Genomic DNA, 20,036 nt, shown 5'->3' with positions numbered 1-20,036 from the left:
CCCGGGCAAGCGCGGGCGGCATCGTCAGCCCTGGGCGGGGGTGGCCGCTCCGTCCAGCCGCAGGAACGCGAGCCGCCCGGTCTTGCCCGGCAGGTCGATGGCGGGGCCGAGCTCGAAGCCGGTGGCCTCCAGCCGGGTGAGGGCGCGGTCGTTGGAGACGTCCGGCTCGGCCACGATGCGCCGCGCGGTGCCGTGGCGGGCGATCTGCTCGAGCACGCGCCGTTCGAACGCCCCGGTGAGCCCGGGAGTGCGGTGCTCCGTGGGAGCCAGCAGCACGTGGACCCCGAGGTCCCCGGGCTCCACCCGGTAGGCGGCACCCACGGGATTGGCGTGCGGCTCGTAGCTCTGGAAGATCCCGGCGGGGACGCCGTCGAGCTCCAGGAGCCACGCGTGGTGGGTGGGGGAGTCGGCCAGGTACGCGTAGACCTCCTCGACCTGCTCACGGCTGAGCCCGGTCATGCCCCAGAAGCGCGCGCGGGGTGCGCTGACCCACTCGTGGATCGCGGCGGCGTCGTGCGCGGGATCCACGGGGCGCAGCCGTGCGCGCGGTCCGGAAGCGTGGCCCGCCGTGTCCTTTGAACTCCCGGGAAGGGTGCCCAGGTCGATCACGCCGCCCGGGGTGCCCACGGCGCCAGCCGGGACGAACGGCAGGGCCTGGTCCATCTCGCCGCGGGACCACCGGTGCACGGGCGCCTCGCCCCCGCGGCCGCGGTCCACGGGATCGGGGGTGATCCACCACGATGCCGCCGGGTCGGCGAGGTCCCACAGCACCCGGGCCGCGGGCACGCGCAGGCACGCGGGGCCCGTGCCGGGCAGGGTGCCGGCCGCGAGCAGGCAGTCGGTGTCCCCGCCCACGGGCACGGGCTGGGCGGGGGTCGTGGCCGGGTCGGCGCGCCACGGGGTGAACGCGTGCAGGGTTCCCCACCGCGGCAGCACGGATCCGGCGGGCCCGAGGTGCTCCTGGGCCACCCGTTCCACGGCGGCCAGGGCGCACCCGGTGACGTCCACACCCAGGGCCGGCGCTCGGCGCACGATGTTCTCCACGGCGAGCCCCACGCGCCCGGTGCCGTGCAGGAACGGATCCCACAGGGCGGGCATGCCCGTGGGCGCCGAGAGCGCGCACAGGTCGGTGCTCGCCACGAGCTCCTGCACGAACGCGTCGCGCCACACCGCGAACCACGAGGCCGTGGTGGAGCCGGCGGACATGTCCCCGTCCCACGCGAGCAGCCGGGCGCGCACCCAGGAGGCCGTGTGGGACAGCCGTCGCCCGGGCGCACCGGGGCGGGCCGCACCGGGCGAGTCGGCGGCCGGCGAGACGACGACCGGCGAGGCGACGGCGTGCGAGTCCTCGGCGGACCTCGCCTCCGTGGACCGCACCGGCTCGACGAACAGACTCCGCAGCAGCCGGGGCCAGTGCGGCGCGGCGGTGTCCAGCTGCGCGGCCAGCAGGTCCTCGTGGCGCACGACCCCGTGCTCGGCCACGGCGGCGTCCAGCAGGGCGGTGGCCCGGTCCGCGCGGTGCGGAGAGGCGCACGCGAGTCGGGCCGCCGAGCCCTCGGCGTCCGACGGGCGCTGGTTCGCCCGCACCGTGATCCCGTGCAGCGCCCGGGGCGGTTCCGCGGCCCCGAGGAACGCCCCGGCCACCGTGTGACGGCACGCACCGTCCGCATCCGCGACGAGGACGTCGTTGCACGGCACCGCCCACCCGGACTGCGCGGCCACCACGTCGTCCGCGGTGCGCGCGCCGAGCAGCTCACGGCACGCGGCGAGCGCCCGGGAGGGCTCCGGAACGGGAGTGGGGGAGACCACGGTGACGGTCGCGGTGGAGCCGGGGGCGGCCTCGTCGAGCAGGGACTCCTCCGCGTCGGTGCCCGGCAGCACGAAGCCTGTTGCGCAGGAACGCACGGTGACGGTGCGCTCCACGCCGTCGCGGGAGCGCAGCACGGTGCTGCGGGCGACGAGCGGCTCACCCGTGTCCGTGACGTGCCACGCGCCGTCCCGGGCCTCGACGGGCAGCTCGGTGAGCGTCTCGGTCACGGTCATGGCGGCGGTGATCGCCCACGCGGCCGTCTCGGTGCGCCCGAAGTGCGGCACACCCGGCAGCCCCACGAGGGCCAGACCGCGCACGCGGAGCCCCGGGGCGGAGAGGCACACGGGCTGGTACGGCCCGGACTCCTCGACGACCCGGTGGGGGTCCGCCGCGAGCAGCGGCGCGCCGCTCACGGAGAGCTCCCCGGGCACGAGCCACGCACTGGAGCCGGCGGCCGCGGGGGACTCCGCGTCCAGCACGGGAACCCACGCCTCGCCGAGCACGCGCCGCACGCGGCGTCGCCACAGCTGCTCGGGGAGGCTGCCGGTGAGCAGGTGGGCGTCCAGGTGCACGGCGATCGGCGTCCACGGATCCCACGGGCGCGGGGGCTCCTCGGTCAGACCCGCCTCGCGCACCTCGGGGGTGTCGGCCCAGACCTGCGCCAGTGCCTCGGAGATCCCGCGCGCGTACGCGGCGAAGAACTCCCGGTCCGCCGCCGACGCCGCCTCCCACCAGCGCCGCGCGGTGCCCACGACGTCCGCGGCGAGGCTCAGCGCGTCCGCATCGAACGCATCCGGGCCCAGCAGCTCGGCGGAACGGGCCTCGGCCCGGCGGCGCAGCACCTCCGAGTACCACGCGCGGTCCAGACCGGTGACGTATCCGTGGCCGTGAGCCAGCGCGGTGAGGTCATCGGCCTGGACGTGCGGCACACCTGCGGGATCACGAAAGATCCGCCATCCCTGTCCCTTGATCATCGAACTCCTCCTCGGGCGTGGTTGCGGAACGTGGCCAGCGGGTTCTCCAGCCGGCCGGCATAGGTCAGGGACTCCGACTGGTTCGTGAGGTCCACCATCCGCTGCGGGTTGCGCAGCTGCAGCCGGTTCAGGCACGAGTGCGCGAAGCTCTCCCGGAACAGGTCCAGCTCCCGCCAGTGCTCGGGGAACCGCTCGCGGTGTTCGTCCAGGGACTGGGCGGCGATCCCCCAGAACTGCGTCTCGTCCAGGATTCCGGTGGTGTGCAGCAGAACGGCCAGGTGGCGCAGCACGCCGTCGAGCACGTCCGTGTGGACCGCGAGTTCGCGCTCCTCGGGATCGGTGACGGCCCGGATGCGCTCGATGCCCTCGGGTAGCGGACGGTTGCTGAGCACGGCGACCTCCTCGCCGAGGTCCTTCCAGAACGCCCCCACGGGGAAGCCGTCGCGCAGCCGCAGGATCACGTTCTCGCTGTGGGGCATCATCGCCGTGTCCTGGGACAGCAGCAGGTGGGCCACCGGCACGAGGTACACGTCCAGCAGCGCCCGGACCCAGTCCTCGGACGAGGCTCCCGAACGCTCGATCCACGCCCCGGCCAGCGGGCGCCCAGCACGGTCCGTGTGCAGCACCCCGGCGAGGCTCGCGGCGTGCTCGTCCGGGGCCAGCAGGGGAAGCGGGGACTCGCGCCACAGCGCGGCCAGCTGCTTGGTGTAGTCCGAGCGCACCCCGCTGCGGTGGTGCGAGTCCCCGGTGTAGCCCACCGAGGCGTGCTCCCGCAGCACCCGGATGCCGCGCTCGCGGAGGAACTCGTCCTCCCGGGTGATCGCGTGCAGCCAGTCGCTGATGGCTGGCATGGCGCGCATGTACGCGGGGGACAGGCCCCGCAGGAAACCCATGCTGTGCACGCCCATCGCGGTCTTGGCATAGTCCCGGCGCGGATCGGTGACGTCCAGGAACGTGCGCAGGGACTGCTGCGCCCGCCAGAGGTGGTCGCCCTCGCCCAGCAGGACCAGGTCCCGTCGCAGCACGTCCGGGAGCATCCCCGGCAGGATCCGGTGCTCCCACTGCCAGGGGTGCACCGGGATCACCGTGTATTCGTCCGGGTCCTCACCGGCATCGCGGAGCACGGCCCGGAAGCGCTCGCGCTCACCGGCCGTGAGGTGACGGCGCACGTGCTCCTCGTCATCCAGTTCCACGCCCAGGGACACGGTGCTCAGGGACCGGCGCGCGGCCAGCCACGTCAGCGCGGTGGGTTCGGCGGCCTCCGGCGCCCAGGCCTCGGCCTCCGCGGCGCCCAGGCCCACGCGGCCGGAACTCGCGACGAACCCCGGGTGCCCGCGGTCCAGGAAACGCTCCACCTCGGGCAGCTCGCTGTGGGCCAGCTCCGCGGCGGTGGGCGCGGGAGCCGCACGACGCCGCGCCATCGAGAACATGGTCGCGGAGAGGTCCTCCAGGTACAGCGGCAGCATCTCGTCACTGAGCCCCAGCACGTCCTGGAGGTCCAGCACGGCCTGCTGGGCGTCCGGCGCGGTGCCGTCCGCCTCCCGGCCGCCCGCGGGCACGACGACGCCCGGTCCCGGCACCGCTGCACCACCGCGTTCGCGGGGGCGGCCGTCCGGCCCGTGCCCGGGGTCGATGCGGTGCACCGAGTCCGGGTCCACCTCCCAGTGCTCGAGCGGGTGCCGGGTGGCCTCGAAGTACCAGCGCGGTGCGCCCGAGGCGTCGGCCACCGTCCACCCGTCACCGCAGGGTTCGGGGGTGAGCATCCGCTCGTGGCTGAACTCGGAGAACATCTTGGCGAGCACGTCCCGCTGCAGTGCACGGGCCGTCTCCCGGTCCAGGCCGGGCGCCCGCGTGGGGTGCGGTGCGGTGCGCCGGGTGTCGTCGGTCGGGTGCTGCCGCTGACCGAGGTCCGTCATCGGGTCACCTCCGTGCTGCGGTGCTCGGCGGGCAGCCGGGTGGTTGCCGTGGAGGGCGTGGTCCGATCCTGCGGGGTCGGCGCTGAACCGTCCCGGGCGGTGGCGGCCGTGCGACGGGGACCGCTGGGTGCGGGCGCATTCTCCGCTCCAGGGTTTCTGACGCCCGGGGAGTGCGGTGCAGCGCGTGGCTCGCGGCCGTCTGCGGCCGTGGGGCGCGGGCCGCCGGGAGCGGGCGAGTCCCTGACGTGGTCGCCCTGGGAGGGTGGGGCGGCGCGGCGCTCGCGGGCGGCGTCGTCCTCCCCGTCCTTCCAGGGTGCGGGGTCCGCGCGGTCGACGACGCTCACGCACGCCGTCTTGCCCGGCAGCGGGCACTCGCCCACCTCCCGGAACCCGGCCCACCGGTTGATCGCGCGGATCTTCTCGTTGCGCAGGTCCGGCTCCACGAGCACCCGTTGCACCGCCGGGTCCGAGAACAGGAACCGGAGGGCCGCGGCCATCACGGCGCGCGTGGTGCCGGGGACCGGGCGGGTGGAGGCAGCGACGAAGAGGTGCAGACCGGCGTCGCCGTCGCGCACGGGCCAGACCGCAGCGAGCGGGCTGCGGGCGGGGTCGTAGGTCTCGAGCAGGGCCAGCGGCTCGCCGTGCTCGCTCACGAGCCAGGCGTCCTCACCGGGAGCCGCCACCATCCGGCGGTACTCGCGGGCCACCTCCTCCGGGGACGCGCCCACGAGTTCCCACGCGTGGGCGCGCGGCGCACTGAGCCACTCGTGGAGCAGCGGCAGGTCCGCATCCACGTCCACCGGCCGCAGCGAGAACGTGCGCCCCTGCGTGTGGAGCGTCAGGGCGCCGTCGTGCCACCGGGAGGGGTCCACGCGGGGGACCGCGGGGGCCTGGGGGATCATCCCGAAGCTCTGGAACGTGGTGTGCGCCTCGGTCGCGTAGGGCTCCCGGCCCGTCACGTGTGCCAGGACGTGGGCGTTGCGCAGCGCGCCCATGCCCAGGTCTGGTGCGGTGAGGGCGTGCGTGTGCTCGCCGTGGTTGAGCACGTGCACGGTGCCGTCCGCGCTGGCCCGGTGGTGGCGCTCGGGGCTCAGCCGCCCCGCCGAGTCCAGGCAGAGCTGCTCGCGCACCGGCTCGAGCCAGTCCAGGGCCGCCGGGCGGTAGCCGGTGGCGGCCACCACGGCGTCCGTGACCGTCTCGCGCACCCGGTGGTTCTCGGTGCTGCGCCACTGCAGGACCGTGCGCCCGCCCTCGTGCCACGCGCCCGTGAGCTCGGTGGCCGCCACGAGCCGCACGGGGGCGGCACGGGGATCACCCCGGCGGACGTACAGGGCCTCGTGGATCGCCTCGATCGTCTCGTCCGAGATTCCCCGGTGCAGCTGCGGCTGGGACGCGTTGAGCCGGTCCCGCTCGGCCTCCGGGAGGGACCGGAAGTGGTCCAGGTAGTCCGGGGAGGTCAGCTCCAGGGAGAGCTTGGAGTACTCCATGGGGTAGAAGCGCGGCGAGCGCGTGATCCAGTCCACCGCGGGACCGTCCGGGGTGGTGAGCAGGTCCAGGAATACCTCGGCCGCGGACTGGCCCGAGCCCACCACACTCACGTGCTCCCGGCCCACCAGGTCCTCGCGCCGCGTGAGGTACTCACCCGCGTGCACCGCGGCCCCGGAGACCTCCGAGAGCTGTGCGGGCACCTGCGGGACGGTGCCGGTGCCCACCACCAGGTGGCGGGCCCACCACACGTGGCGCTCACCGTGCGAGTCCACCTCCACGCACCACGGGCCCTCACCGGCGGGCCGGGTGACCCCCACGACCCGGTGGCCCCAGTGGACCCCACGCACGCGCTCGGCGGCCCAGCGGCAGTACGCGTTGTAGTCCCGCCGCAGCGGGTAGAAGGACTCCCGCACGTAGAACGGGTACAGCTGGCCCGTCTCCTTGAGCCACTGCAGGAACGAGAAGCGGGACGTGGGATCCGCCATGGTCACCAGGTCCGCGAGGAACGGGACCTGCAGGGTGGCGTCCTCGAACAGCAGCCCGGGGTGCCAGTCGAAGCCGTCGGCGGCGTCCAGGAACGCGGCGCGCACGTCGGCCAGGGGGTCGGCCAGGCACGCCAGACCCAGACCGAACGGGCCCACGCCCACGCACAGCAGGTCCAGGGGGTCCTCCGGGGTGCCCCGGTCCGTGGTCGCCGTGGGGCGGGGTGCGGCGGGAGCGGTGTCTCGGGGGTTCATGCGCAGGCCTTTCCGGTGTGCTCGCGGGTCAGCAGGGACAGGGCGGTCTCGTGGACCAGGTCCAGGACAGCCCGGACGTCATCGTCGGTGGTCTCGGGGTTCAGCAGGGTGAGCTTCAGGCACGGGCGACCCTCGATCTCCGTCTCGGCAACGGTGGCGCGGCCCGTGTCCCACACCGCGCGGCGGATCGCGCGGACCCAGCGGTCGGGGTCCTCCGGCCCGTCCTCCCGGGCCGGGGGCAGCCACCGGAAGAGCACCGTGCTCAGGGACGGCTCGCACACCAGCTCGAAGCGGGGGTCCGTTCGCAGCCCGTCCGCCGTGCGTGCGGCGAGGTCGATCACGGTGTCCAGCAGCCGTCCGATCGCGTCCGGGCCCAGGGTGCGCAGCGTGACCCACAGCTTGAGCGCGTCGAAGCGGCGGGTGGTCTGCAGGGAGCGGTCCACCTGGTTGGGCTCGGGGGTGTCCGCGGGGTTGAGGTACGCGGCGTGGTGCGTGCAGTGGCGCAGCGTGCGTCCGTCCCGCACAACCACCGCGGAGCAGCTGACCGGCTGGAACCAGGTCTTGTGGAAGTCCACGGTGACGGAGTCCGCACCCTCGATCCCCGCGAGCCGTTCCCGGTGGGCGGGGGAGACCAGCAGCCCTCCGCCGTAGGCGGCGTCCACGTGCAGCCAGATCCGCTGCGCCGTGCACAGCTCGGCGAGCTCCGGCAGGGGGTCGACGACCCCGCGGTCCGTGGTCCCCGCCGTGGCCACCACGGCCATCGGGGTCAGCGACTGCGCCTCGAGGTCGGCGACAACGCGCCGCAGGGCGGGCACGGACAGCATCCCGCGGTCGTCCACGGGCACGGGGACCACGCAGTCGTCGTCCAGCCCGAGCACGTGCGCGGCAGTGACCACGGAGAAGTGGCTCTCCGCGCTGGCCAGGATCCGCAACGACGCCGCCCGCACCGGTCGCGGGGCCGCTCCCGGAACGAGCGCGGAGCGTTCCAGGCACTCGTCGCGGGCCAGCATGAGGGCCTGCAGGTTGGAGGTGGTGCCGCCCGGGGTGAACATGCCGTCGGCGCCCTCGGGGAAGCCGATGCGCCCGGCGGTCCACGCGAGCAGCTGCCGCTCCATGACGGTGGCGGCCTTGGACTGGTCCCACGTGTCCAGGGACACGTTGACCGCGGCGGCCAGCGTCTCGGCGGCCACGGCGGGCACGGCCACCGGGCAGTTGAGGTGGGCGAGGGTGCGCGGGTGGTGGAACCACACCGCGTGGCGCAGCCACGTGCGGTCCAGCTCGTCCACGGCGGCGTCGAAGTCCGGCAGGGGCGAGTCGAGGTCCACGTGCGCGAGCTCCGCGGCGATCTGGGCGTGGGTCGCCGGCTCGTGGGGCTGCTCGGCCGAGGCCATGCGCGCGGCGCCGGCGGCCGCGGCCGTGGTGACGTCCCTCACGAGGTCCGCGACGGTGTCCTGGTGCAGCAGGGGTGAGCTCATGAAACGTGGCTTCTTTCCGTGGGGTGCACTCGTCAGGCGTAATAGGATACGAATCGGTATCCTATTCCACGACAGGTTAGGCTAACCTAAGAACATGTCGATGTGCACTCGCGGTCACGGCGCCGGGCGCGATGGGCAGGAACGGGGCGAGCACCCTGGACCTGATCCGCGCCGGGCGGCTGGAGCCATGCAGCCCACGGGTGCGGAGGCCCCCAGGACCGCCGCGCGGACACGCCCGCCGAGCAAGGAGAAACACCCCATGCCCCACTGGGAACGACTGGCCGTGCGCGCGCTCGGGGCCTCGGAGACCGTGCTGAGCGTGGTCGCCCGCGAGGACGTGAGCGACACCTACACGCGCATCACCGTGCGGGACGAGGGCTTTCTGGCCCGGCACACCCCGTTCCCCACCCTGTGGCTGCGACTGTGGTTCACGTCCGAGGGGAAGGACCACCAGCGGGCGTTCACCGTTATCAATCCCCGTCCGGAGCAGGGCCTCTTCGACATGGAGTTCGCGCTGCACGAGGGTGCGGCCTCCGACTGGGCCCGCACGTGCGCGCCCGGGGACACCATCCGGGCCTCCCTGCTGGGCAGCACCCCGCCGTGGCAGCCCAAGCGCGCGCCGCGCCGCGCCTCCGCGGAGTCCCCCTCTCCGTCCCTCGACGCCGACTTCAGCGGCCGGACCGTGATCGTGGGGGACCCGGCGAGCCTGCCGGCGGTCAACGCGATGCTCCCCGCACTGGAGTCCCAGGACGTGGAGGTGTGGTTCGGCTACCGCAACGCGCAGGACGAGGACCTCCCGCTCGCGGCCGCACCCCACCACACGGTGCGCCGGGTGCGCCACGACGGGGAGGGAGCCACCATGGCGGATGCCGTGCTCGCGGACTGGGACGCCCACCGTCCCACCGCGCAGGACCGGTTCTGGATCGCCGTGGAGGCCTCGGAGAACCGGCGGCTGAGCACCACTCTGCGCTCCCACTACGGGGTTCCGCGCACCCACATCGACGCCACCGCCTACTGGAGGAACGCATGAGCACCCTGACAGCCCCCGAGCCCGTGGCAGCGGTGCGTTCCGGGAACCGGCCCTTCTGGCTGCTGCTGTGGGCCCTGTACACCACGCAGTTCATCGGGGCCTCGTTCCTCTCCACCGGGCTGGTGGGCATCCTGCGGGACGGCGGCACGGACCTCGGAACCCTGGGCATGCTGCAGCTGCTCGCGCTCGTGTGGCCGCTAAAGTTCCTGTGGGCGCCCCTGCTGGACCGCTGGTCCCCGGCGCGCTCCCGTGGGCACTACCGCACGTGGCTGCTCGTGCTGCAGCCGCTCATGGTGCTGTCCCTGCTGGCCATGGCGGTGTTCTCGGACCCCCAGGACGGTCTCGGCACGATCATCCTGCTGGCCGCGGCCTTCGTGCTGTTCTCCGCCACCCAGGACATCGCCGCGGACGCGCTGTCCGTGCGCGGGCTCGAGCCCGAGCAGCACGATCTCGGTGCGGGCGTCCAGGTGGGGGCCAGCTACATCGGCACCGTGGTGGGCGGTGGCCTGGCGCTGCTCGTCTACGACGCGTGGGGCTGGCGCGCGGCGGTCGTGATGCTCGCGGCCTGCACCGCGGTGGCCATGGTCCCCGTGCTGCGCCACCGGGAGCAGGAGTACGCGCCCGTGGAGACGCGTCCCGCGGCCCTGTCCCGGATGTTCGGCGTGCTGTCCGTGCCCGGAGGCAAGCGGTGGGCACTCGTGGCGGTTCCGCTCGTGGCCCTCGGCTCGGCGGCCGTGTGGTCGCTCGTCACGCCCGCGCTCGTGGACGCCGGGTGGTCCCTGGGCTTCATCGGCACCGTGACCTCGGTGATCGCCGCGGCACCCGCTCTCGCGGCCGCCCTGATGGGTGGCCGGCTGTGCCGCACCCGTGGCCGCGGCACCACCCTGCTGATCGGCGCGGCCATCCAGCTCTTCGGCGGGATCTGCTTCGTGCCCGTGGTCTGGTCCGGGGCGGAGCTCGCCCACGGCATGCAGGTGCTGCTGGGCATCGTGGGCGCGTGCTGCGTGCTCGCGGGCTACACCGTGATGAACACCGGCATCTACGCGGTCAACCTGGGGATCGCGCGCCCCGGTCACGCGGGCGCGGACTTCACCCTGCTGAGCTCGATCTCCATGCTGGGCGGGACCATCGGCGCCTCGGCGGGGCTGTTCATCGCCGACGCCGGGGGCTACGGCACGGCCCTGGTCTTCGGCCTCCTCGTTGCCGTGGCCGGCGTGGTGGCGTGCCGGACCCACCCGCTGCTCTCCGCGAGGCGCTGAGCGACGCCGCAGCCGTCCGCGCCGCCGCTGGCTCACCGTTCGCGGGTCGCACCGCTGGAGGGGCGTTCTCGCGCGGCACCGCTGGCGGCTGGCCCCGCGCGGGTCGCACCGCGGTGGAGCGGTTCCCGCACCGTACGAACGACGACGCCGCAGGGTCACCCCTGCGGCGTCGTCGTTCCGTGCGCGGTGCGGCTCAGTGGAACTCGGGCAGGCGCATCATGCCCTCCTGCACGGTGGTGGCGATCATGGTGCCGTCCCGCGTGAACATCTTCCCGATGGACAGCCCGCGCGCGGAGGACGCGCTCGGGGAGGTCTGGGTGTAGAGGATCCACTCGTCCGCGCGCGCGAAGCGGTGCCACCACATGGCGTGGTCCAGGGAGGCCACGTTCATGCCGCGCTCGCCCCAGGAGCGGCCGTGGCGGCGCAGGATGGGCTCCATCATCGTGTAGTCGGAGACGTACGCCAGGGCGGCACGGTGGATCTGCGGGTCGTCCGGCAGCGGCGCGAGGGCCTTGACCCACACGGCGTTGTAGGAGTCCTGCGATCCCTGCCACGGCAGGAACAGCGGCTCGGTGATGTAGCGCATGTCGAAGGGGCGTTCGAACGCCTGGGCGCGCGCCTCGGGGATGTCGAGTGCGCCCATGGTCTCCCGCAGGGACGGCAGGGTCTCCGGGTCCGGGACGTTCTCCGGCATCTGGTCCTGGTGCTCCAGGCCCTCGGCGGGCTCCTGGAAGGAGGCGATCATCGACAGGATGGTCTTGCCCTCCTGATAGGCGTGGATGCGGCGCGCGGAGAAGGAGCGTCCGTCCCGCACGCGCTCCACCCCGAAGGTGATGGGCAGCTCGATGTCCCCGCCGCGCAGGAAGTACGCGTGCAGCGAGTGGATCGCCCGGCCCGGGTCCACGGTGCGCATGGCCGCCATCGAGGCCTGCGCGAGCACCTGCCCCCCGTACACGCGGGCGCGGGGGGTGGTGATGGTGCGACCCACGAAGATGTCCTCCGTGGTGCGCGCACCGCCGCCGTCGGCGAGATCGAGCATGCGGATGAGGGCTTCCACGGGGTCTTGCGTCGGATCCAAAGTCATGGGCCCACTCTAAACCGGCCGGTGGATGTGGTGTGATGGACGCATGACTTCCCTCGACGTTCCCGTGCAGATGCGATTCTTCGACCAGGACCAGTACGGTCACATCAACAACGTGACCATGCTGCGCTACTTCGAGGACGCGCGCGTGCGGCTCACCGCCTCGCCCATCGCGAAGGACCCGGACCACGGGATCCCCGAGGACACCACGTTCCGGGAGTCCGTGGGGGAGCTGCGAACGGTGGTGGCCCACCAGAGCGTGGACTACAAGGAGCAGCTGTTCTTCCGCATGGACCCGGTGTACGTGCGCACGTGGATCTCGCGCATCGGCGGTTCCTCCTTCACCATCTCCTACCGGCTGCAGGAGGAGGACGGCTCCCACGTGTACGCGGAGGGGGAGTCCGTGATCGTGGTCATGGACCCCGAGTCGGGCAAGAGCGTCAAGCTCTCGGAGGACCACCGCGCGCTGCTGGCCTCGCTCGAGGACGACGTCAAGTACTCCCACGGGCAATGAGCGCCCTCCGAGATCCCTGGGTGGAGGGCTTCGCGCTGCTCGACCGGCAGGACGCCGCGGACCTGGCCACCTATCTGAGCCGCGCCCGCTCCGTGGACCCGCAGGCGGCCGTCCGGCTGCAGGGCCTGGACCGCGTGCTCGCGGTGTGGGTCTCGGTGATCCACCCCGCGGGCCTGCTGGACACCGCCCCCGTGGTGCTGGGGCTGCGGACCATGAGGCTGGCCGAGTCCACCGAGCTGGACCTCACCGTGGCGGCGTCCGCGGTCACGGACCGGTTGGCGCGGGTCGCGGGCGAGCCCCCGTCCGCTGACGAGCAGACGGTGTGGCTCAGCGCCCCGCCGCAGCAGGTCTCGGCCGCGTGGGCCGGGATCGTGGCACCGCGCACCGGCTGGAGCGCCGTGGGCTCCGTGGCGGCCCACCGCGTGCACGAGGTGGCCCGGCGGGGGATCCAGACCGTGGCGGACACCGTCCCGGCGGACTCCGGCGCGGCCTTGGTGCAGAAGGTGCGCTCCCGTGTGTGGGGCGCGTCCTCGGACTGGGGCCCGCTGGACGGCCCGGAGATTCCCGACGCCGCCGCCTTCGCCCTGGACGTGCTGGGCTTCCTCCCGTCAGCGGAGCCCGTGGTGCGGGTGGCCGTGGAGCAGACGGGACAGTGGGCCCGGCTGAGCACGGGTGCGGGACACGTGCTCGTCAAGCTGCCCCGCTGAGCCGTTCACGGCAGCGGAGGACCCCACAGCAGCGGGCCGCACCCGGGAGCAGCTCCCGAGAGCGGCCCGCTGCGCTCTGCCGGGCGGCCGCACGGCCTGCCCGTCCGAGGACGCGCCCGGATCTCAGCCCGGGCGGTTGACCATGGCGTGGGCGGCGCGGTCGAAGTAGTCCCACATGATGCCGTCGTGCAGCGGGGACAGCTCCAGGGTGTCCATGGCCGCGCGCATGTGCCGCAGCCAGGTCTCGCGCGCCCACGTGTCCACGGGGAACGGGGCGTGGCGCATCCGCAGCCGGGGGTGGCCCCGCTGCTCCGAGTACGTGGTGGGCCCGCCCCAGTACTGCTCCAGGAACATCCGCAGCCGCTCCTCGGCCGGGCCGAGGTCCTGCTCCGGGTACAGGGCCTTGAAGTCCGGGTCCTCCGCCACGCGCGCGTAGAACTCGCGGGTGAGCTTCTCGAACGTCTCGTGCCCGCCCACCTGCGCGTAGAAGGAGTCCGACGACGCCGCCTCGGCCGCCTCCCGGGCGTCCCCCACCTGCTGCGGTGGCTGGGTCACGGACGGCCCGGCGGACCGGGACCCGACCGCTCCGAGCGTGAACGTGCGCCGTCCGGTCGGGGCGGCCGCGTCCGGGGACAGGGGCCCGGGGCCGGTGGAGTGGGGTTCCCGTGCGGGGTCGGGGTCGGGGCTCACCGCTCGGCGTCCGAACCGTCGGCGGGGCGCTCGGCCCGGGCGGCGGCGTCGACCTGCTGGGCGCGGACACCGCGGCGTGCGGCATCCTGACGCTCCAGCACGATCCGGCGCAGCCCGCTGTGGGCGGGGTCCAGCCCGTCCAGGAACTCCTGGGCGGCGTCCACGGTCTCCTGCGTGGCGCTGCGGGGGAAGAGCCCCACGGCGATCTGCTGTGCCAGCTCGTGGGTGCGCTCACGCCACACGCCGGTGACCTCCGCGAAGTAGCGGGAGGCGTACGGGGCGAGCAGGGCGTCGTCGTGCACCCGGAAGAAGCCGGCGATCGCGGCCTGCTGCTGGGAGTTGGGCAGGGAACCCTGCTCCACGACCAGACGCCAGGTCTCGGCCTTGGCCTCGGGGGTGGGCACGGCGGCGCGGGCGGTTGCGGCGGCGATCGCGCCGGTCTCGGTGTTGTCCTCGCGCAGGGCCGCCTCGATCTCGTCGGTCCCGGCGCGGCCCGCGGCCACGAGCGCCGTGAGCACTGCCCAGCGCGTGTCGGTGTCCAGCTCGACGCCCTCGGGCACGCCCTCGCCGCGGGAGAAGCCCGCCACGCGGTCGACCTGCTCCTCGGTGCAGGCGCGGCGCAGGAAGGCGCGGAAGAACTGCCACTGGTGGTCGGAGCCCGCCGTAGCCGCCGCCGTGAGGTCCCACAGGGTGTCCGCGGCCCGTGCACGAACCTCGTCCGCGTGCTCCGGGGCGAGGTAGCGGTCCAGGGCGGTGTCCAGCTGGCGCAGCTGCACCTGCACGGCCGTGGAGTCGGTCTCGTGGCCCACGTTGGACAGCACCAGGTCCACGTAGTCGCGCGCGGGGCTCACGCCGTCGTGCACGGAGTCCCAGGCGGCGGCCCACACGAGCGAGCGGGGCAGGGACTCCTCGAAGTCCCCGAGGTGGGTCATGGCGGTGGCCAGGGAGCACTCGTCCAGGCGGATCTTGGCGTAGGCCAGGTCGTCGTCGTTGAGCAGCACCAGGTCCGGGCGCTCCCGGCCCACGAGCTGGGGGACCTCGGTGAGCTCGCCGTCCACGTCCAGCTCCACGCGGAACGTGCGGGTGAGCCGTCCGGTGTCCTCGTGGTGGTCGTAGAAGCCCACGGCCACGCGGTGGGGACGCAGGGTGGGGTGGCCCTCCTGGCCGATCTGCTCGATCGAGAAGGAGGTGATCACGCCGTCGTCGTCGGTCTCCACGCGGGGGACCAGTGTGTTCACCCCGGCGGTCTCGAGCCAGCGCTCGGACCAGTCGGTCAGGTCACGCCCGCTCGCGGCCTCGAGCTCCACCATGAGGTCGGAGAGCTCGGTGTTGGACCACGCGTGCTTGTCGAAGTACCGCTTGAGCCCGGCCATGAACTCCTTCTGGCCCACCCACGCGACGAGCTGCTTGAGCACGGAGGCGCCCTTGGCGTAGGTGATGCCGTCGAAGTTCACGAGCACGGCCTCGAGGTCCGGGATCTCGGCCTTGATGGGGTGCGTGGTGGGCAGCTGGTCCTGCGCGTACCCCCAGGACTTCTCCCCGGCCACGAACGTGGTCCAGGCGTTGGTGTACTGCGTGTTCTGCGCGCACGCCAGGGTGGACATGTACTCCGCGAAGGACTCGTTGAGCCACAGGTCGTTCCACCAGCGCATGGTCACCAGGTCCCCGAACCACATGTGCGCGAGCTCGTGGAGCACGGTGATGGCGCGGCGCTCCACGAGAGCCTGGGCAGGCTTGGAGCGGAAGATGTAGGACTCCACGAACGTCACCGCGCCCGCGTTCTCCATGGCGCCCGCGTTGAACTGGGGCACGAAGAGCTGGTCGTACTTCTCGAACGGGTAGGGGGTGTCGAACTGGGACTCGAAGAACTCGAAGCCCTGCTTGGTGACCTCGAACATCTCCTCGGCGTCCATGTGCTCGAACAGGGAGCGCCGCGCGTACAGCCCCAGCTCGACGGTGCGGCCGTCGGAGGAGACCAGGCTGTCGCGGGTGCTGAGGTACGGGCCGGCGATCAGCGCGGTCACGTAGCAGGACATCACGGGCGTGGGGGAGAAGTCCCAGCGGGCCACGCCCTCGGAGACCGCCACGGGCTCGGGGCTGGGCTGGTTGGAGACCACGGCCCACTCAGCGGGGGCCGTCACGCAGAACTGGAACGTGGCCTTCAAGTCCGGCTGCTCGAACACCGGGAACATCCGGCGCGTGTCCGCGACCTCGAACTGCGAGTAGAGGTACACCTGACCGTCCGCCGGATCCACGAAGCGGTGCAGGCCCTCGCCCGTGTTCATGTAGTGCATGGTGGACTCGACCACCAGCTCGTTCTGCGCCGCGAGCCCCGGGAGCTGGATGCGCTCGCCGTCGCTGACCTCGGCGGGGTCGAGGGACGCACGGTTGAGGGTGACGGACTCCACCGAGGCGGTGATCGCGTCGATGAACGTGCTCGTCCCCGGCTCGGCGGTGAACGCCACCGTGGTGCGCGCGCGGAAGGTCCGGGGGTCCTCGGTGAGGTCCAGCTCCACTCGGTACGACTGCACCGAGACGACCTTGGCGCGCTCGGCGGCCTCCGCTCGGGTCAGGTTGGTTCCGGGCACGACGGCGTTCCTCTCCTCGACGACAAGTCCATGCGCACGCGGCGCATTCAGTCATTATGACAGCCGCCACACCTCCCCACGCGTCAGGCGGGCGGTGCGTGGCGGACACCGACCGTCCGGGCCGGTGGCGTGGGAGCGCGGCGATACAGTGGGGGTCGCACACCGACCCCGCGGGCGCCGCCCGGCGCACCGCCCACGCCAAGCCAGGAGTTGCTGACACCCATGCGCGTGCACATTGCCACCGACCACGCCGGCCTCGAGCTCTCGCACCACCTCATGGAGAAGCTCACCGAGCACGGGTACGAGATGATCGACCACGGGCCGGTGGAGTACGACGCCGCGGACGACTATCCCGCGTTCTGCATCAGCGCCGCCCTGGGCGTCAAGGAGGACCGGGAGAACGGTCTGGACTCCCTGGGGATCGTGCTGGGCGGTTCCGGCAACGGTGAGCAGATGGCGGCCAACACGGTGGAGGGCATCCGCGCCGCGCTCGTGTGGAACCAGGACACCGCCAAGCTCGCGCGCGAGCACAACGACGCCCAGGTGATGGCACTCGGCGGACGTCAGCACGAGTTCGAGGAGGCCCTCGGGCTCGCCCTCACCTTCCTCGCGGAGCCGTTCTCGGGCGACGAGCGCCACGTCCGCCGCATCGCCCAGCTGGGCGAGTACGAGCGCACCGGGGACATCGCGGGCAAGCTGTCCGCGGTCACCACGCGCCCCTTCACCGCGAACTGAGCGGGGCCAGCACCCGTGCCCGAGGGCCACTCCGTCCACCGCCTCGCGCGCCAGCTGGCCGACCTCTTCGAGGGGCAGCAGCTGCGCGTGAGCAGCCCCCAGGGGCGCTTCTCCGCGGGCGCCGCGCTGCTCGACGGCCGCGTGCTGACGCGCTCCAGGGCCCACGGCAAGCTCCTCTACCTGGACTTCGCCGCGCCGGATGACCCCACGGACGTCCTCGTGCTGCGCTCGCACCTGGGGATCTACGGCGCGTGGAGCTTCGCGGGGGACGAGACGTTCGCGGCGGCGTCGTCGATCGGCGCGCCGCGCCGGCTGGGGGAGCGCGAGTCCGGCTCCGCGGCGGCCCCCGTGGCCCACGACGACGCCGGGCGGGTGGTTCCCGAGGCCCCCGTGGGTGCGGTGCGGGTCCGGCTCGCGGGGGAGCACGGCTGGGCTGATCTGCGCGGCCCCGCGCTGTGCGTGGCCGAGACCCCCGAGGAGGCCGCGGCCGCCGAGGCGAAGCTCGGTCCGGACCCGCTGGATCCGCAGGCCGACCCCGAGCCGTTCGTCGCCGCCGCGGGGAGGTCCCGACGGCCCATCGGGGTGCTGCTGATGGAGCAGCACGTGGTGGCGGGGATCGGCAACATCTTCCGGGCCGAGTCCCTCTTCCGCCGCGGAGTGGACCCCATGACCCCGGGCACATCGCTCACGCGGGAGGACCTTTTGGGGCTGTGGGAGGAGAACGTGGCCCTCATGGCCGTGGGTGTGCGGGTGGGCAGGATCATCACCACCGACCCCGTGGACCGCCCGGGCGTGCCGGACGCCGAGGCCTGGCCCGAGCACGCCAACTACGTCTACCACCGCCACGGGAAGCCGTGCCTGCGGTGCGGGACCACCGTGCTGAAGAAGGACCTCAACGGCCGGGGTCTGTACTGGTGCCCGAGCTGTCAGGCCTGAGGTCGGGGAGGCCCGGGAACTCGGGGACGCCCGGAAACTTGGGGAGCTCAGCCGGCCCGCTGCGGTGACCGTGCGGCGTCGTCAAAATGCGGAGAACCCGGCAACGCCGGGCGCTGCGGGGTTCTCCGTGGGTCTGGAGGGGGCGACGGGAATCGAACCCGCGTAGCCAGTTTGGAAGACTGGGGCTCTACCATTGAGCTACGCCCCCGGTGACGTGAAAAGAGTACACGAGGCCCTCCCCGCCTTCCACTCGCCCGCGGTCCCGGGCCCCGATTTCCGGGCGTGGCCCCGCGACACGATAGAGTGGAACGTTGTCGGCCCGCTCCGAGTGGTCCGGCGCCCTCGTCCCGCGCTCGCGCGGGATCCCGCAGCCCGCCCGGCGAGCTCGCGACCACGGGGTGTAGCGCAGTGGCTAGCGCGCCTGCTTTGGGAGCAGGAGATCGCAGGTTCGAGTCCTGTCACCCCGACGTCTGGGCACCGCAGCACCCGTGCTGCAGCGCCCGTCGACCCACCGGACCGACCCCGGTCCGTTGCCGTAAGCACCCAACGACCCCAGGAGTACAGCGGAAGTGAAGAGCGCCGTCGAGAAACTCAACCCCACCGAGGCGAAGATCACGATTGACATCGCGTACGCGGATCTGAAGCCCTTTGTGCAGGAGACCTACAAGGAGCTGGCCAACCAGATCCAGATCCCCGGCTTCCGCAAGGGCAAGACGCCCTCCAAGCTCATCGACCAGCGCGTGGGCTTCGACTTCGTGGTGGAGAACGCCCTGAACGAGGGCCTCAACAACTTCTACCAGCAGGCCCTCACGGAGAACGAGCTGACCCCGCTCTCCCAGCCGCAGGTGGAGGTGCTCTCCAAGCCCGAGGAGAACGACCGCGAGGCCGACACCAAGGTGGAGATCTCCGTGGCCATCCGCCCCGAGATCGAGCTGCCCGACTACAAGGGCCTCGAGGTGGAGGTGGAGGCCCGCGAGGCCACCGCCGAGGACGAGCAGAGGGCCCTGGACGAGCTGCGCGCCCGCTTCGGCACCCTCAAGTCCGTGGACCGCCCCGCGGCCGAGGGTGACCACGTGACCCTGGACCTGCAGGCCCTGGTGGACGGCGACGAGGTCGACGCCGCCAACGACCTCTCCTACGAGGTGGGCTCCGGCACCATGCTCGAGGGCATCGACGAGGCCGTGACCGGTCTCTCCGCGGGTGAGGACGCCACCTTCGAGACCACCCTGGCCGGTGGCGAGCACTCCGGCGCCGAGGCCACCGTGAAGGTCAAGGTCACCGCCGTCAAGGAGCGCGAGCTGCCCGAGGCCGACGACGAGTTCGCCCAGCTGGCCTCCGAGTTCGACACCATTGCCGAGCTCAAGGAGGACCTGAAGAAGCAGGCCGCCGAGTCCGCCGTGGTGGAGCAGGGCATCGAGGCCCGCGACAAGGTCCTGGACAAGCTCGTGGAGCTCATCGAGGTCCCCGTGCCCGAGAAGGTCATCGAGGACCAGATCTCCCAGCACTTCGACTCCGAGCAGGCCCAGGCCTCCGCGGAGCCGGGCCACGACACCGAGGAGCACCGCGCCGAGGTCCGCAAGAACGCGGAGACCGCGTTCCGCAACGAGATCATCCTGGACGCCGTGGCTGAGGCCGAAGAGGTCGGCGTGGAGCAGTCCGAGCTGATCGACTACATCATCTCCATGTCCCAGCAGTACGGCATGGACCCGAACCAGTTCGCGCAGATGCTCGACGGTTCGGGCCAGGCCGGGATGATGGTGGGCGAGGTCCGCCGCCGCAAGGCGCTGGCCAAGGTTCTGGAGACCGCCAAGGTCACCGACACCAAGGGCAACACCGTGGACCTGTCCTCCTTCGTGGGCACCGCGGACGAGGACGCCGAGGCTTCCGACAGCGAGTGATCCTCCACTCCGCCCCGGCGGAGCACGCGTGAGACGACGCCGCGGCCGCCCCTTGACCGGGGGCGGCCGCGGCGTTTCGCCGTGGGCGTGCCACCATGCGCCACCAGCGAACAGCCCCGGGATCTGGGGCTGGGTGGACACGGTGAGCACTACGCTTCTGACTCAGGAAATGTACGTGGGCCCCGCGCTCGTCCGGCG

The 20,036-nt window shown here is 72.8% G+C and carries 14 protein-coding genes and 2 tRNA genes; 8 read left to right on the top strand and 8 right to left on the bottom strand.

Annotation, left to right across the window (positions count from 1 at the left end; translation table 11 throughout):
- Nucleotides 1–24: 24 nt before the first annotated feature.
- The 4 genes from P8S73_RS02110 to P8S73_RS02095 are packed head-to-tail and all read right to left on the bottom strand — an operon-like array spanning nucleotide 25 to nucleotide 8,400.
- On the bottom strand, nucleotides 25–2,784 hold the full coding sequence (locus P8S73_RS02110; RefSeq protein ID WP_396350471.1) for a GNAT family N-acetyltransferase: 2,760 nt from the start codon (nucleotides 2,782–2,784) through the stop codon (nucleotides 25–27).
- Nucleotides 2,781–4,700, bottom strand: a complete 1,920-nt coding sequence (locus P8S73_RS02105; protein ID WP_396350470.1) for an IucA/IucC family protein — start codon at nucleotides 4,698–4,700, stop codon at nucleotides 2,781–2,783. The genes P8S73_RS02110 and P8S73_RS02105 overlap by 4 nt, the downstream gene beginning before the upstream one ends.
- Nucleotides 4,697–6,925, bottom strand: coding sequence for a GNAT family N-acetyltransferase (locus P8S73_RS02100; protein ID WP_039100541.1), 2,229 nt, complete (start codon nucleotides 6,923–6,925; stop codon nucleotides 4,697–4,699). The genes P8S73_RS02105 and P8S73_RS02100 overlap by 4 nt, the downstream gene beginning before the upstream one ends.
- Nucleotides 6,922–8,400: a pyridoxal-dependent decarboxylase gene (locus P8S73_RS02095; protein WP_039100542.1), complete on the bottom strand. Its 1,479-nt coding sequence runs from the start codon at nucleotides 8,398–8,400 to the stop codon at nucleotides 6,922–6,924. Before P8S73_RS02095 ends, P8S73_RS02100 begins: the two co-directional genes overlap by 4 nt.
- A gap of 259 nt (nucleotides 8,401–8,659) precedes the next feature.
- Here P8S73_RS02095 and P8S73_RS02090 point away from each other — a divergent pair, with 259 nt between their 5' ends.
- Both P8S73_RS02090 and P8S73_RS02085 read left to right on the top strand, forming a co-directional pair.
- A complete protein-coding gene (locus P8S73_RS02090; protein WP_039100543.1) occupies nucleotides 8,660–9,430 on the top strand; it encodes a siderophore-interacting protein in 771 nt (256 codons plus the stop codon).
- On the top strand, nucleotides 9,427–10,689 hold the full coding sequence (locus tag P8S73_RS02085) for an MFS transporter (protein WP_039100544.1): 1,263 nt from the start codon (nucleotides 9,427–9,429) through the stop codon (nucleotides 10,687–10,689). Before P8S73_RS02090 ends, P8S73_RS02085 begins: the two co-directional genes overlap by 4 nt.
- 193 nt (nucleotides 10,690–10,882) lie before the next feature.
- On the opposite strand, the gene P8S73_RS02080 is transcribed toward P8S73_RS02085, so the two are convergent.
- Nucleotides 10,883–11,773: an acyl-CoA thioesterase II gene (locus P8S73_RS02080; protein ID WP_039100545.1), complete on the bottom strand. Its 891-nt coding sequence runs from the start codon at nucleotides 11,771–11,773 to the stop codon at nucleotides 10,883–10,885.
- Between the two features lie 43 nt (nucleotides 11,774–11,816).
- On the opposite strand from P8S73_RS02080, the gene P8S73_RS02075 reads away from it, so the two are divergent.
- Both P8S73_RS02075 and P8S73_RS02070 read left to right on the top strand, forming a co-directional pair.
- On the top strand, nucleotides 11,817–12,284 hold the full coding sequence (locus P8S73_RS02075; RefSeq protein ID WP_019309011.1) for a thioesterase family protein: 468 nt from the start codon (nucleotides 11,817–11,819) through the stop codon (nucleotides 12,282–12,284).
- A complete protein-coding gene (locus tag P8S73_RS02070; protein ID WP_396350469.1) occupies nucleotides 12,281–12,991 on the top strand; it encodes a hypothetical protein in 711 nt (236 codons plus the stop codon). Before P8S73_RS02075 ends, P8S73_RS02070 begins: the two co-directional genes overlap by 4 nt.
- A 123-nt stretch (nucleotides 12,992–13,114) precedes the next feature.
- Here P8S73_RS02070 and P8S73_RS02065 read toward each other — a convergent pair whose 3' ends face one another.
- Nucleotides 13,115–13,525 carry a globin gene (locus P8S73_RS02065; RefSeq protein WP_050899421.1) on the bottom strand — a complete coding sequence of 137 codons (411 nt, stop codon included), beginning with the start codon at nucleotides 13,523–13,525 and terminating at the stop codon, nucleotides 13,115–13,117.
- Between the two features lie 152 nt (nucleotides 13,526–13,677).
- Nucleotides 13,678–16,269 carry an aminopeptidase N gene (gene pepN / locus P8S73_RS02060; protein WP_396350468.1) on the bottom strand — a complete coding sequence of 864 codons (2,592 nt, stop codon included), beginning with the start codon at nucleotides 16,267–16,269 and terminating at the stop codon, nucleotides 13,678–13,680.
- 222 nt (nucleotides 16,270–16,491) lie between these two features.
- On the opposite strand from pepN, the gene P8S73_RS02055 reads away from it, so the two are divergent.
- Together P8S73_RS02055 and P8S73_RS02050 are read left to right on the top strand one after the other, a co-directional pair.
- Nucleotides 16,492–17,004 carry a ribose-5-phosphate isomerase gene (locus tag P8S73_RS02055; RefSeq protein ID WP_101888324.1) on the top strand — a complete coding sequence of 171 codons (513 nt, stop codon included), beginning with the start codon at nucleotides 16,492–16,494 and terminating at the stop codon, nucleotides 17,002–17,004.
- A 15-nt stretch (nucleotides 17,005–17,019) separates the two neighbouring features.
- The gene (locus tag P8S73_RS02050; RefSeq protein ID WP_144801732.1) at nucleotides 17,020–17,940 is read left to right on the top strand and encodes an Fpg/Nei family DNA glycosylase; all 921 of its coding nucleotides are present in this window, start codon (nucleotides 17,020–17,022) and stop codon (nucleotides 17,938–17,940) included.
- A 134-nt stretch (nucleotides 17,941–18,074) separates the two neighbouring features.
- Here P8S73_RS02050 and P8S73_RS02045 read toward each other — a convergent pair.
- Nucleotides 18,075–18,148: transfer RNA gene (locus tag P8S73_RS02045), tRNA-Gly, on the bottom strand.
- Nucleotides 18,149–18,334: 186 nt separating this feature from the next.
- On the opposite strand from P8S73_RS02045, the gene P8S73_RS02040 reads away from it, so the two are divergent.
- Together P8S73_RS02040 and tig are read left to right on the top strand one after the other, a co-directional pair.
- Nucleotides 18,335–18,407, top strand: a tRNA-Pro gene (locus P8S73_RS02040).
- A gap of 102 nt (nucleotides 18,408–18,509) precedes the next feature.
- On the top strand, nucleotides 18,510–19,838 hold the full coding sequence (gene tig / locus P8S73_RS02035) for a trigger factor (RefSeq protein WP_039100549.1): 1,329 nt from the start codon (nucleotides 18,510–18,512) through the stop codon (nucleotides 19,836–19,838).
- The last annotated feature ends 198 nt before the right edge of the window (nucleotides 19,839–20,036 follow it).

Source organism: Kocuria sp. ChxB (assembly GCF_044359605.1).
Classification (GTDB): domain Bacteria; phylum Actinomycetota; class Actinomycetes; order Actinomycetales; family Micrococcaceae; genus Kocuria; species Kocuria rhizophila.
Note: the sequence above shows the minus strand (reverse complement) of the source record. Positions and strands in the feature narration are given on the sequence as shown.